The organism is Spirillospora sp. NPDC048911 (assembly GCF_043198015.1).
Classification (GTDB): domain Bacteria; phylum Actinomycetota; class Actinomycetes; order Streptosporangiales; family Streptosporangiaceae; genus Spirillospora.
The window spans coordinates 112751-125315 of record NZ_JBICUD010000003.1 but is presented as its reverse complement, the minus strand read 5'-3'; the positions used below and the strand labels follow the sequence as shown (position 1 = coordinate 125315).

The 12565-nt window shown below is 68.7% G+C and carries 11 protein-coding genes and 1 tRNA gene; 7 read left to right on the top strand and 5 right to left on the bottom strand.

Features of this window, described 5'->3' with window-relative positions; translation table 11 throughout:
* Nucleotides 1–102: 102 nt before the first annotated feature.
* The 3 genes from ppgK to ACGFNU_RS14785 form a co-directional block, all read right to left on the bottom strand.
* Nucleotides 103–879, bottom strand: coding sequence for a polyphosphate--glucose phosphotransferase (gene ppgK, locus ACGFNU_RS14795; RefSeq protein WP_392594903.1), 777 nt, complete (start codon nucleotides 877–879; stop codon nucleotides 103–105).
* Nucleotides 880–947: 68 nt separating this feature from the next.
* Nucleotides 948–1271 carry a DMT family transporter gene (locus ACGFNU_RS14790; RefSeq protein WP_392593742.1) on the bottom strand — a complete coding sequence of 108 codons (324 nt, stop codon included), beginning with the start codon at nucleotides 1269–1271 and terminating at the stop codon, nucleotides 948–950.
* On the bottom strand, nucleotides 1268–2008 hold the full coding sequence (locus ACGFNU_RS14785) for an SDR family NAD(P)-dependent oxidoreductase (RefSeq protein ID WP_392593740.1): 741 nt from the start codon (nucleotides 2006–2008) through the stop codon (nucleotides 1268–1270). The genes ACGFNU_RS14790 and ACGFNU_RS14785 overlap by 4 nt, the downstream gene beginning before the upstream one ends.
* 113 nt (nucleotides 2009–2121) lie before the next feature.
* On the opposite strand from ACGFNU_RS14785, the gene ACGFNU_RS14780 reads away from it, so the two are divergent.
* Nucleotides 2122–2739: a TetR/AcrR family transcriptional regulator gene (locus ACGFNU_RS14780; protein WP_392593738.1), complete on the top strand. Its 618-nt coding sequence runs from the start codon at nucleotides 2122–2124 to the stop codon at nucleotides 2737–2739.
* Nucleotides 2740–3112: 373 nt separating this feature from the next.
* Complete coding sequence (gene sthA / locus ACGFNU_RS14775) at nucleotides 3113–4516, top strand: Si-specific NAD(P)(+) transhydrogenase (RefSeq protein ID WP_392593736.1); 1404 nt, start codon at nucleotides 3113–3115, stop codon at nucleotides 4514–4516.
* Here sthA and ACGFNU_RS14770 read toward each other — a convergent pair whose 3' ends face one another.
* A complete protein-coding gene (locus ACGFNU_RS14770; protein WP_392593734.1) occupies nucleotides 4517–4930 on the bottom strand; it encodes an SsgA family sporulation/cell division regulator in 414 nt (137 codons plus the stop codon).
* Between the two features lie 272 nt (nucleotides 4931–5202).
* Here ACGFNU_RS14770 and ACGFNU_RS14765 point away from each other — a divergent pair, with 272 nt between their 5' ends.
* The 3 genes from ACGFNU_RS14765 (at nucleotide 5203) to ACGFNU_RS14755 (ending at nucleotide 7719) form a co-directional block, all read left to right on the top strand.
* Nucleotides 5203–5616 carry a PGPGW domain-containing protein gene (locus ACGFNU_RS14765; protein ID WP_392593732.1) on the top strand — a complete coding sequence of 138 codons (414 nt, stop codon included), beginning with the start codon at nucleotides 5203–5205 and terminating at the stop codon, nucleotides 5614–5616.
* A 47-nt stretch (nucleotides 5617–5663) separates the two neighbouring features.
* Nucleotides 5664–5735 (top strand) — tRNA-Val (locus tag ACGFNU_RS14760).
* An 850-nt stretch (nucleotides 5736–6585) separates the two neighbouring features.
* Nucleotides 6586–7719: an epoxide hydrolase family protein gene (locus tag ACGFNU_RS14755; RefSeq protein ID WP_392593730.1), complete on the top strand. Its 1134-nt coding sequence runs from the start codon at nucleotides 6586–6588 to the stop codon at nucleotides 7717–7719.
* 586 nt (nucleotides 7720–8305) lie between these two features.
* Here the strand turns inward: ACGFNU_RS14755 and ACGFNU_RS14750 are convergent.
* Nucleotides 8306–8908: a TetR/AcrR family transcriptional regulator gene (locus ACGFNU_RS14750; protein WP_392593729.1), complete on the bottom strand. Its 603-nt coding sequence runs from the start codon at nucleotides 8906–8908 to the stop codon at nucleotides 8306–8308.
* On the opposite strand from ACGFNU_RS14750, the gene ACGFNU_RS14745 reads away from it, so the two are divergent.
* Together ACGFNU_RS14745 and ACGFNU_RS14740 are read left to right on the top strand one after the other, a co-directional pair.
* Nucleotides 8859–10421: a flavin monoamine oxidase family protein gene (locus tag ACGFNU_RS14745; protein WP_392593727.1), complete on the top strand. Its 1563-nt coding sequence runs from the start codon at nucleotides 8859–8861 to the stop codon at nucleotides 10419–10421. The two genes, ACGFNU_RS14750 and ACGFNU_RS14745, sit on opposite strands and share 50 nt — an antisense overlap.
* Nucleotides 10422–10899: 478 nt before the next feature.
* Nucleotides 10900–12501 carry a hypothetical protein gene (locus tag ACGFNU_RS14740; protein ID WP_392593725.1) on the top strand — a complete coding sequence of 534 codons (1602 nt, stop codon included), beginning with the start codon at nucleotides 10900–10902 and terminating at the stop codon, nucleotides 12499–12501.
* Nucleotides 12502–12565: the final 64 nt, after the last annotated feature.

The following is a 12565-nucleotide window of genomic DNA, read 5'->3' as shown; positions in this document are numbered from 1 at the left end:
GGCGGGGTCGGGCCAACCGGGTTCGGTCCAGGCCGTCCGGGTTCGAGCTGTCCGGCTTCGAGTCGAGCCGTCTGTCAGGGCAGGCCGTCCGGTTCGGCTGGGTCAGGCCGTCCGGGTGAGGTCACGGCCGTTCGTGGCGCCCGCCGCGACGGCGGCGGCCATCGCCGCGCCGACGATCCCGGCGGTATTGAGCAGGGTCGCCGGCACGATGGGGGCCCGGACGTCCTGGATCAGCGGCACGAACCGGTCGGCCTTCTTGCTGACGCCGCCCCCCACGATGATCAGAGAGGGCGAGATCAGGGCCTCCAGATGGGACATGTAGTCGCTGAGACGCTTGGCCCACTTCTCCCAGCTGAGATCGTGGTCCTCCCGGGCCTTGGCGGAGGCCCTCGACTCGGCGTCGTGTCCGTCGAGCTCCAGATGGCCGAACTCGGTGTTCGGGACCAGCACGCCATCGATGAACAGGGCGCTTCCGATCCCGGTACCGAGCGTCAGCATGACCACCGTGCCCTTCTTGCCCTTGCCGGCGCCGTGGCTCATCTCCGCGATCCCGGCGGCGTCCGCGTCGTTCAGCAGCGTGACAGGGCAGCCGGTGGCCTTCCTGAAGAGCTTCGCGGCGTCCAGCCCGATCCAGCTCTTGGCCACGTTCGCGGCCGACCTGGTGACGCCGTCCATCACCACGCCGGGGAACGTCGCGCCGACCGGGCCGGTCCAGCCGAAGTGGTCCACGATCTGCGCGACGACCTCGGCGATCGGCTCGGGCTCGGCCGGCTGGGGAGTCGCGACGCGCAGCCGTTCCTGGGCGAACTCGCCCGTGAAGAGATCGACGGGGGCGCCCTTGATTCCCGACCCGCCGATGTCGATGCCCAGCATCTCCATGCTCATGTCCTACCCGTGCCCGTCCTGAGCCAGGTTAAAGAAAGCCTGAGCCCCGGCCCCGTCCATGATCAGCTCTCGACGACCTTAAGGCCGATCACGCCGGCGAGAATCAGCAGGAGGCAGGCGACGCGGGCGGGGGAGGCGCTCTCGCCGAGGACGAGGATGCCCGTGATCGCGACGCCGAGGGAGCCGAGCCCGACCCACACCGCGTACGCCGTCCCCACCGGCAGGTCGCGCAGCGCCACCGACAGCACGAGAACGCTGAGCAGGGCCACCGCCAGGCCGATCACGGCCGGCCAGAGGCGCGCGAGGCCGTTCGACTGCTTGAGCGCGGTGGCCCAGACCAGCTCCAGGAGGGCCGCGACGATCAGCAGGATCCAGGCGGCCTTCACGCGGTGACCCCTCCATCGACGGTGATCGCCGAGCCCGTGAGGTAGGCGCCCGCGGGCCCGGCGAGGTGCGCCACCGTGGCGGCGATGTCGTCCGGGTCCGCATAACGGCCCAGCGCGGTGAACGCCCGTTCGGCCTCGGCCTCGGGGGAGTCGGCCGGGTTCATCTCGGTGTCGGTGGAGCCGGGATGGACGAGGTTGGCGGTGATCCCGTCCGGTCCGAGATCCCGGGCCAGCCCCTTGGTGAGGCCGATGAGGGCCGACTTGCTCATCGCGTACAACGTCCAGCCGGGAGAGGTCACCCGTTCGGCGAGGCTGCTCCCGATGCTGATGATCCGTCCGCCCTCCGGCAGGTGCCGCGCCGCAGCCTGGGACGCGACGTACGCTGCTCGAACGTGGATCGCCAGGGTCTTGTCGATCTCCTCGGCCGTGACGTCCGCCAACGGCCCGTAGGGCGCGATCCCGGCGTTGTTGACCAGGATGTCGAGCCTGCCCAGCCCACGCGCCGCGCGGTCGACCGCGGCTCTGACCGCCACTGGATCCGCGGCGTCGGCCGCGATCGCGAGCCCACACCGCCCCAGCCGCTCGATCTGCCGCACGACGGCTGCCGCACGATCCTCTGACCGGACGTAGGTGAGCGCCACGTCCGCCCCGTTCCGCGCCAGCCGCAACGCGATGGCTGCACCGATGCCCCTGCTGCCACCGGTCACCAAAGCCGCCTTGCCCGCGAGTTCGTTCATGGCAGTCACACCTCTAACCGGAGGAACTTCCACTTCTTGGTTCGAGGCTAACCGGAGACTTCTCCGTATGGCAAACAAAAGCGGAGGCTTCTCCGGATCGATAACCTGGAACGGTGACCGACGAGACCGGCCCGCCACGGCGCGCGCTGCCGATCGCGGGCGGACCGCCGGCCGAACGTGCCGACGCGGCCCAGAACCGCCGCAAGATCCTCGCCGCGGCGGCCGAGGTGATCGCGACGCGCGGCGTCGAGGCGCTGTCCATGGACGAGGTGGCGCGGGCGGCCGGCGTCGGCGTCGGCACGGTCTACCGCCGCTTCCACGACCGCGCCGGCCTGGTGTACGCCGTGATCGACGACCGCGAGCGGGAGTTCCAGGCGAGTTTCCTGACCGGCTCACCGCCGCTGGGGCCCGGAGGAGGAGATCCGGTGGAACGCGTACGGGCGTTCCTGCACGCCCTGGCAGACCGCACCGAGGAACAGTCCGACCTTCTGCTGGCAGCCGAGATGGACTCCTCGTACGCCCGCTTCAACGACGGTTCGTACGGGCTCTACCAGATGCACCTGGAAATGCTGATCGGCGAGATCCGCCCCGACGCCGACGCCGCGTACCTCGCGGACGCCCTCCTGGCGCCCCTGGCCGCCAACCTCTTCCGCTACCAGCGCCACCGCCGCGACCTGAGCCTGGCACGCATAAAAGCAGGCCTGAACGACCTGATAGCGGGCCTGACCTAAGCAACCAGCCCCTGGCGGAGCAACCAGCCCCCTGGGGAAGCGACCATGCCCCTGGGGGAGCGACCGGCCTCCCTGGGGGGAGCGACCAGCCCCTTGGAGGAGCGACCAATCCCCCGGGGGAGCGACCAGTCCCCTTGAACTAAGCGACCAGTCCTCTGGGGTAGCGATCGGCCCCCTTAGCTGCGCGCCCAGGCCCCCCTTGGGGTAGCGACCGGCCCCTGAGCTGAGCACCCCAGCCCCTGGGGATGGCGACCAGTTCCCTGGGGTTCCGTACGAACAGGATGGAGGCTCACTTGCGCCGGTGATCGGCAAGACGGGCATTGCTTCCCTCATAGGCCTTATGCCGGGGCCCGTGCGCGGCCAGACTGGGGGCGTGAACGACTTCGACATCCTCGTCCTCGGGTCGGGCCCCGGCGGGCAGCGCGCCGCCATCGCCGCGGCGAAACTCGGCCGGCGGGTCGCCATCGTCGACCGGCGCAACATGATCGGCGGGGTGTGCATCAACACCGGCACGATCCCCTCGAAGACCCTCCGCGAGGCCGTCCTCTACCTGACCGGGCTCAGCCAGCGCGAGCTGTACGGCCAGAGCTACCGGGTCAAGGAGGACATCACGGTCGCCGACCTGGGCATGCGCACCCAGCACGTCATCGGCCGCGAGATCGACGTGATCCGCAGCCAGCTGGCGCGCAACCACGTCACCGTCCTCGCCGGCACCGGCCACTTCCTCGACCCGCACACCATCGGCGTCGGCAACGGCCAGGACCGGGATCTGAAGGTCACCGCCGGCAAGATCGTCATCGCGACCGGGACCAAGCCCGCCCGCCCCGACACCGTGGCGTTCGACGACCGTACGATCATCGATTCCGACGGCATCATCAACATGGAGCGGATCCCCGAGACCATGGTGGTGGTCGGCGCCGGGGTGATCGGGATCGAGTACGCGTCGATGTTCGCGGCCCTCGGCACCAAGGTGACCGTGGTCGAGCGCCGCGACCGCATGCTGGAGTTCGCCGATCTCGAAGTGGTCGAGGCGCTCAAATACCACCTGCGCGACCTCGCCGTCACGTTCCGCTTCAGGGAGAGCGTGTCGTCCGTCGAACGCCGCAACGGCGGGGCGATCACCATCCTCGAGAGCGGCAAGCGCATCCCCGCCGACACCGTCATGTACTCCGCGGGGCGCCAGGGCATGACCGACGAGCTCAACCTCGAGGCCGCCGGGCTCGCCGCCGACCGCCGCGGCCGGATCAAGGTGGACGCGAACTACGCCACCGAAGTACCCCACATCTACGCCGTGGGCGACGTGATCGGCTTCCCGTCCCTGGCCGCGACGTCCATGGAACAGGGCCGCCTGGCCGCCCACCACGCCTGCGAGGAACCCGTCACGGGCATGCACGAGCTCCAGCCGATCGGGATCTACACGATCCCCGAGATCAGTTTCGTGGGGCGCACCGAGGACGAGCTCACCGAGGCCAAAGTGCCGTTCGAGGTAGGGGTCTCCCGGTACCGCGAACTTGCCCGCGGCCAGATCATCGGGGACTCCTACGGAATGCTCAAACTCCTGGTCTCCTCAGAAGACCGTTCTCTCCTGGGCGTTCACGTCTTCGGTACGGGAGCCACCGAACTCGTCCACATCGGCCAGACCGTGATGGGCTGTGGCGGCACAGTCGATTACCTGGTCAACGCCGTCTTCAACTACCCGACCCTCGCCGAGTCCTACAAGGTGGCCGCCCTCGACGCGATGAACAAGATGCGCCAGATCGCCCGCCTCAGCGAGTGATCAAGAGGGCCACAGCAGATTCTCGAGCTCGGCGTCCATGTCGACGAACTCCGACTCCTGCCCGGCCGACACGACCTGGTAGGTCCGGTGGAGGAAGTCCGCCAGCGGCGACAGCGGCACCTCGAACAGCGCGTTGCCGAACGGCGACGATAGCGCGATGTTCAACGTGGTGTCCTCCCCGGTGGGCCACACTTCCACGTCCCCGTCCCCGACCCTGCGCACGATGCCGACGGTCAGCAGCTCACGAGCGAAGATCCACTCCACCGGCTCGTCATTGCCGACATAGAACGCCATCCGGATGGCGTACGGGTCGTCCGCCGCGTACTCCAGCCCCGCGAGCAGGGGAACGGTCGTGCGGTCAGGGACGACGAGACGGAGGCCCAGCTCCGCTGAGACGGTGGTGCTGCTGTTCATGGCCATTCCTTCGGACGTCGGACGGGCGTGTACTCCCTCTCACGGATGTCCCCGCGATCTATGACGCGTAACTGAGACAAGATGTGGGAACATTCCGTCTCGGGGGCCCTGTGTGATCTATCTCACGTGCGCTGACCTGGGCAAAAGCGGATCAATCGGACCACCTTCCCCCGCAGTCGGCCCCTTCATGTGTGACGATCGGGACCATGCGATTGGTTGCCCGAAACGACCCGGCGGCCCGATGCGGCCACCTTCTGGCATAGAGTAAAAGCGTGGCAATAAACCATGAAAAGGACGAACTGGGCGTCTTCCCCCGGTTCCGCGAGTTCATCCGCCGTAACCGGCTCCTCAACACCACCTGGCGGATCGGCGTCTTCACCGTAGGCGCGACGGTCCTCATCGGCGGCCTCGTCATGATGGTCGCCCCCGGCCCGGGCATCCTCGGCATCATCGTGGGCCTGGCGATCCTGGCCACCGAGTTCGCCTGGGCCCAGCGCGCCCTCCATCACGCCAAACAGGCCGCCGAGAAGGCCAAGGAGAAGGCCCTAGACCCCCGCAAGAAGCGCCGCAACACGATCCTCGCCGTCATAGGCGGCCTCCTGACCGGCGCCGCGGTCATCGCCTACCTGGTGGTCTACAGCTTCCATCTCCCCTGGAACATCGAAGACTGGACCCCCTGGCGCTGATGTGAAAGCACCCCCCAAGATGCGCTAGAGTTTCCGTCGCAAGGCCGGGGCGATTAGCTCAGTGGGAGAGCGCTTCGTTCACACCGAAGAGGTCACTGGTTCGAACCCAGTATCGCCCACCTCCTTTCCACAGCTCAGAGCCGTGATTCTCTCCCAGAGATCGCGGCTCTCGGTCGTTTTGCCCGTTTGTGGGAGCCGTTTGGGAGACGATCTTCGCCATCTCTCGCTGTCGCTCGGCCAGCAGCCGGTCCAACACCGGCACCGGCGACCGCGGCGACAACCCAAGGCGCTGGTCGAGAGGCTGTTCCCACCGCCGCTGCAACGCCTCCAACAGTTCGATGCGCATCGGCTCCGAGCTGTGGGTGTACAGATCCTGGATCGCGGTCAGCGTGTGTCCCAACCGCAGCACCTTGGCGATGTGATCCTCGACCATCCAAATCTGATGCCCGTGCCGCAGCCCATGCGGCGTCACCCCCGCCACCACCGGCAGCCACGACATCAGCGCCACCTCGCCCCGATCATGCCGGGTGGCGCCGCGGCCGCGCGGCGGCGCCCACGGCTCACCGGGCACCGCGTACGGCCAGGCGGGCCGTAACGGCGTTCTCGGCCATACGGTGGCGTCGGCCAGCACCGGCCGCGTCCCGCCAGCGCTGCCTGTGTGGACGCTCTGCTGGAGGGAATGATCATGCATGCTCTGCTCACGACCGCGCCGGAGTCACGCGAAAGGACGCGGGGCGCGGTCGACCAGACGCTCGGCCCAGTCGGCGGGCAGGGATCGTGACCAGCCCGCAGTCGTCCCGACAGCGCCCACAGCGCGGGAGGTGGCGGCCGGTGCGAGGGCGGCTTACGCGGTCTTGGCTGGTCTGGGGAAGCCGGGCCGACGTGGGCCTCCCGGCTTCTCCAGCTCCGCACGTTGCTGCACGCGGGCACGTATCGCTGCCCTGTGAGAACGAAACCTTGGAGACTTCCATGACCCGCCATGAGACCGTGATCACCGTCCCCGAGGTGGAGCTGAACGAGCTGCGCTCGCGACTGCGCAACACCCGCTGGCCGACCCCGTGGCCCGTCACCGGCTGGGAGGCGGGCACCGACTCCGGCGAACTGCGGCGCCTGGTCACCTACTGGGCCTCCGGCTACGACTGGCGTGTCCACGAAGCCGCCATCAACGCCCTGCCGTCCTACCTCGCCGACATCGACGGAACTCCCGTCCACTACCTGCGCTTCGACGGCGAACACCCCGGCGCCCTGCCGATCGTCCTGACCAACGGGTGGCCCAGCTCCTTCCTCGAACTGACCACCCTCGCCCGTCGGCTGGCCACACCGTCGCGGTACGGGGGAGACGCCACCGACGCCTTCACCGTCATCGTCCCCTCGCTGCCCGGATTCGCCTTCTCCCCTCAGCGGCCCTCGCTCACCGAGCCGCCGCAGACACACCAGATCTGGCACCGGCTCATGCACGACGAACTCGGCTTCGAGCGCTACGCGGCGCACGGAAGCGACCTGGGTGCCGGCATCACCTCCCGGCTCGGCGAGGCTCACCCCGAGGCCGTGGTGGGCATACATCTGATGGCGATCGCCAGCCCGGTCACCTACGACACGGCCAGTGTCACAGCAGAGGAACAGCAGTACCTCGATTCCGTCGCGCAGTGGTCCTCCGAAGAGGGCGGCTACCTGCACGAGCAGAGCACTCGCCCGCTCACGTTGAGCTATGGTCTGGCCGACTCGCCGGCGGGGCTGCTCGCCTGGATCCTGGAGAAGTACCGTGCGTGGAGCGATTGCGGTGGTGACCTGTCGTCCCGGTTCAGTGACGACTTCCTCCTGACGCAGGCGTCGCTCTACTGGTTCACCCGCAGCATTTCGACCTCCTTCCGGCCTTACTACGAAACCGGCCAGCGGCTGACCAGGAGGGTGGAGCGGGTGAACGTGCCCACGGCCCTCGCCCTGTTCCCGGCCGACCTCTCCCACCCACCTCGCAGCTGGGCTGAGCGCACATACAACGTCACGAGATACACCCGCATGCCGCGTGGCGGACACTTCGCCGCCCACGAAGAACCCGAACTCCTCGCGCACGACCTCACCGAGTTCTTCCGTCCACATCGGTGAACACCCAAACCCGCCAGAGGACTTGACTCTCTCTGCCGATGCGCTGAAGCGATCGACCAACCGGTCGCCGTCGGCCCCCGATCCCGCAGGGACCGCAACCCCCCGGCAGTGAGATCGACCGCCGACGTGAGACTCTGCGACAGCTTGAGCAGCATTCCAAGGACCGTCAGGAGATGCTCCGCCGAATTCGGGACCAGGACGAATCCTGATTCGTGTCAGCGGCCGGGGTGTTCTGCCCCTCGCTGCGCGGGACCGGCACCTCAACTCCGACGCTCAGCCTCGGTCTGGCCCGTCGAGAGTGTCACGCGGCGCAGGCGCAACGACTGCGGCTTGTGGGGCGGAGCCGGTGCCGTGTCGTATTCGATCAGGCGGGTGGTTGGTGGGGGGCGCTTGGGGTCAAGATCGGCGAACCGGTGACACCGCCTCCGCGACGTCGGTCAGCAGCAGAACGTCAGATAGTTCTGCAGGGCGCCCGAGGGCGGGCGACGCTGTTGCGGTCGCCGCATACAGGGCGAGCTGCTGGGAGGCGGCGGATTGCTGACGCCGGCGCTTCGCCAGGTTGGCGGGTCGCCCGGCCGCCGCGCTGTCATCCCTCGGTCGCGAGCCGATAGGCGAGGGCTTGTGCCGCCGCAGCCTGCTCGGCAGGGAATCCCAAGCGTTGCATGGTCGTGTTGTGCTCGGCCAGGCAGACGATCTGGTAAGCGATCTGCTCGGCCGACGCGGCCGGCGTTGCGGGACGGTCGTGCCGGATGGCTTGGGCGAGCGCGTCGGTCAGCAGGGCGTAGGCGTCATGCAGCCGGTCGCGGAGAGCGGGGTCGCGCGCGGCCTCATGGAAAAGCTCGTCGAAGGCGCGATCGAGGTCATCCTCTGACCCCCATTCCCGGCTGAAGAGGTAGCCGATGATCTGCCGCGCGCTCGGCTGTTCACCGATCGCGGTTTTGATCAGGCCGGTATAGCTGTCGATGAGGGTCGCGGCGGCCTCGTGCACGAGCTGTGTCCGGTTGCCCATGTAGTGGCGGATGACCGAACGCTGCACCCCCGAGGCGGCCGCGACATCGTCCAGGCTCACCGACGCCAACCCCCGTTTTCCGATCAAGGCGAGGAATGCACTCACGATCTGCTGCCGTCGGGTCGCGGCCATGTCGGGACGTCCGCGGCGGCGGCTGTGCACATCAGGCTCGGCTTCCACGAGCCACGAGTATACGTTCATCATCATGATGACGAACAAATGTCGGGGTGGGCAGCTCGGACGTCGGACGCTGCCGGCGGCCGCTGTGGCCGCGGCAGGACTGGGACTGGCCGCCGGATGCTCGGTGCGAGAGCCGACGGCCGGCCCTGGGCGGCGGCGCCTGGCCTTGGACGACGGCACCTCCCAGGTGCCCGCCGCGGCTGCGGGCACGGTCACCAAGGTGGTCGTCATCGGCGCGGGAATCGCCGGGCTGGTCGCCGCCCAGGCTCTTCACCAGGCGGGCGTCGCTGTCACCGTCCTGGAGGCCCGCGACCGAGTCGGCGGGCGACTGCACACCGTTGACCTGGACGGTGTGCCGGTCGACCTCGGCGCGGCGTGGGTGCACAACGGCGACGGCTCACCACTGCTGCCAGTCTTGTCCCACCTCGCGACGCCACTGCTGCCCGCGGGCATCACCCAACTGGTGGGCACAGCGGAGGTGCTCAACCGCGCCACCGGCCGGTTTCCCGACCCGGCGCTGAGCGACGAGATCGCCGACCTGATGAACCGGCTCGCCGACGGCCTTCCGCGCCTGGCCCGCCGGCAGGGCAACCGCATCTCCCTGCAGGAGGTAATCGACGGCCTCGCCGACGGCGGCCCCCGGCAGGCGGCGGTCACAGTGGAGGCCCTGCTCAGCCTGTACGACGGCGCCGACACCAACCATCTCGGCCTAGCAAACTTCGCGGGATTCCTGAGCCAGGGCGCCGAGGAACACGACAAGTTGCCCCAGGGCGGGTACGGATCCCTGATCCAATCCCTGGCCACCGGGCTCGATCTGCAGACACACACGCCGGTGCAGCAGATCCACCAGCACGCCGGCGGCGTCACCATCGTTCATGGCCGCGGCGAACTACAGGCCAGCCACGTCCTGCTCACCGTGCCGCTCGGGGTTCTCAAGAGCAGCACCATCGCCTTCGAGCCCGCCCTGCCCGCCGCCAAGGCCACGGCGATCAGCCGGATGGGCTTCGGATCCTTCGAGAAAGTCGCGCTCAGCTACCCCCGCCCACTATGGCCCGACGGCAAACCCCACCACATCATCGTCGCCGACCCCGGGCGAGCCTGGCCGCTGATCCTCGACATGTCCGCCTGGTACCAGCGTCCGGTCATGGTTGCGCTGAGCCCGGGCTCACCGGCCGCCAACGTCGCCGGACTCCCCGAACAGGATCGGATCGCGCAGGTCCGGTCGATCATCGACCAAGCCGTCGGCGGCAAGGCTCCCGAACCGAAGGCGGCGGTCGCCACCTCCTGGGCCATCGACCCCTACATACGCGGTTGCTACTCCAGCATCGCCCGCGACAGCACCAGCAAAGAGTTCACGGCCGACCTCACCGCGTTGCAGGCACCCCACGGGCGCGTCCTGTTCGCCGGCGAGGCCACCCACACCAACTTCGCCGTCGTCGACGGAGCCTGGCTCAGCGGCCTGCGAGAAGCCAAACGACTCCTGCAACAGCCCCGCCTGACGCTGAGCCTCTAGCTGAGCCTCTAAACGAAGACCCCAACCCCGCTGGGTCCCGGTCACGCGATCAAGTGTTCCGTATGTCCCTCTTTTCCCCGGGACAAGTTCCGGAACACCTTTACGGAACAGCGCGACCTGGCGCGCCGTCCCGGCTGGCTGTCGGTTTCCGAAGTCCGCTGCACGGAATCTCGAAGTCGTGTGCACGTGATGGCACCTGTGCAGACCCGGGACGGCGACGACCCGTTAAGCAGCTCTGTGTTCGGTAGCGGGCTTGGGGGCATAGAGCGCTCGGCTGAGCTGCCAAACCGAGGGCGCTCGGTTGATCTTGCTCGGCGTGGTGCGCGTGGAGCTGTTGTCGGCAGATGGGGAGGTCGAATCCTGCCTCGTGGTGCAGGACGTCGAAGGGAACGTGATCCGCCTGGACTGGGTGCCCGTAGGGACGGGGATTGTCGGTCTCTGTGGTTAGGGTTGCGCGGCAGGCGATGTGGGGGTGTTGATGCGCAGTTCGGTCGATGGTCAGGTGCGGGTCCGCGACGGGCGGTTGTACGTCACCAGCGGCGTTCAGGACGTACCGGATCTGGAAGATGCTTTCGCGGGGCAGACGTCCGGGCTGTGCGGAGCCGCCGTTCCGGGTTTCCTGTGGCTGCGCACCGGGCTTCGCACGGGCGAGGTGGGTTTCGCCGTGGAGGTCCTTGAGCGTACGCCGGAGGTGGACTGGGCGTGGGAGGACATTGTGGAGGTGTCCTTCCGGCCGCAGAGCGCGGACGCCCGCCTGCAGTTGTGCGGCGAGCAGAGCATCTGGGATGTGCAGCTCGCGCCGACCGACTATCGGGTGCGCTACTGCGTCCGGATGATGGACGAGGGACGGCTGCAGGACACACGTGGGGACGGGCCGCAGATCGACCGCTACCTGCTCCAGTTCTGGCCCGCACCACCCGAAAAGGATCGGGTGGTGCGGCGGATTTCCGGGTTGGCGTCCTCCTTTCACCGCCCCGTGCCGAATGTTTCGCGCCGGCGCAGGGCGGTCGCGAGGATCGAGGCCGAGCCTGCCGAGGTGGCTCCCGCCGCGGTCGAAGAGCCGGCCCGCGCCGGGCGCAAGCGCGCCTACCTCGAAGAGATCCGTGCGGCCGAGCGGCTGGAGTGGGGAGGCCGGTTGCCGACCGCCACCTTGCGGGCGGTGCCGCAAGCGCTGTCCCTGGTGCGTTATGACGCCGATCTTGTGCACGGGCTGGACGCGGCAGGCCCCGGTGTGCAGCGCAGGATCGCCGAGTTCGCGGCTCGCAGCGCTGCGACCGAGGCCGGTCTTGCCGACCTCGCCTGGGTCGCCCCTGCGCTGGCCGCACTCGCGCAGGGGCGGGCGCTGCCCTTCCCCTTCGACGACCGGGCCGGCGCGGCGCGGGCTCTGCTCGCCGACCCGCACGTCCCGGACCGGACGGTCGGCGAGGCGGTGCCGCCGCCGCGGCACGAGCCGGCGCAGGCTCCGGTCAAGGGAAGCCAAACCGAAGCCGTCACCGTGTTCACCGGTCCGGGACGCTCAGCGCCGGCGCGGATATCGCAGCCTCACATGGCGCTGCCCGCCGTCTTGCACGCAGGCGGACCGCACGCGCTCACGGCGGCTGTCGAATCGGTGTCGGCCGGCGTGAGCACGTTCGGCGAGGACTATCCGGCGTTCTTGAAGGAGGTCCGAGCCCTCTGCGCCGCCCTTCGCGACAGCGGCCTTCACCTTGTGGACCCTTACGCGGTCCCGGCGCATGCCGAAGACTCCGACGAGTCCGCCGCCTTGGCCGCGCCCATCGTTGTGGACGCCGTCGACGGCCTCCTGGACACCGACGCCATCGAGGGGATCACCGTGCGGATCCCGGCAGATCCGGGCATGGCGGTGGACCACGTCGTTCAGGTGGAGTGGGTTGCCGGCAACACCAAATTCGTGGACTGGCGACCCGTTTCGGCGCCCGGGGAGCCGATGGATTTCACCTTCGGCATCGAACAGGGTTACACGGCCGCCTACTACGGCGAGGCGAAGGTCTCCTACCAGCAGTTCCTCGACGAGGACACCGTCATCGCCGCGTCGAAGACCCTCAGATTGCGCGTCCGTTGAGGGATGAAGGCGGCAGGCCGAGCGACGCACCGCCGGTGGTGCGGCCTACGGCCGGCACCGCCGT

Excerpts from the sequence above, each read along its gene's own strand:
- ppgK (WP_392594903.1), bottom strand. The coding sequence starts at position 879 with ATGGAGATGCTGGGCATCGACATCGGCGGGTCGGGAATCAAGGGCGCC.
- ACGFNU_RS14785 (WP_392593740.1), bottom strand. The coding sequence starts at position 2,008 with ATGAACGAACTCGCGGGCAAGGCGGCTTTGGTGACCGGTGGCAGCAGG.
- ACGFNU_RS14770 (WP_392593734.1), bottom strand. The coding sequence starts at position 4,930 with ATGAACAGCAGCACCACCGTCTCAGCGGAGCTGGGCCTCCGTCTCGTC.
- ACGFNU_RS14755 (WP_392593730.1), top strand. The coding sequence starts at position 6,586 with ATGACCCGCCATGAGACCGTGATCACCGTCCCCGAGGTGGAGCTGAAC.
- ACGFNU_RS14745 (WP_392593727.1), top strand. The coding sequence starts at position 8,859 with ATGTCGGGACGTCCGCGGCGGCGGCTGTGCACATCAGGCTCGGCTTCC.
- ACGFNU_RS14740 (WP_392593725.1), top strand. The coding sequence starts at position 10,900 with ATGCGCAGTTCGGTCGATGGTCAGGTGCGGGTCCGCGACGGGCGGTTG.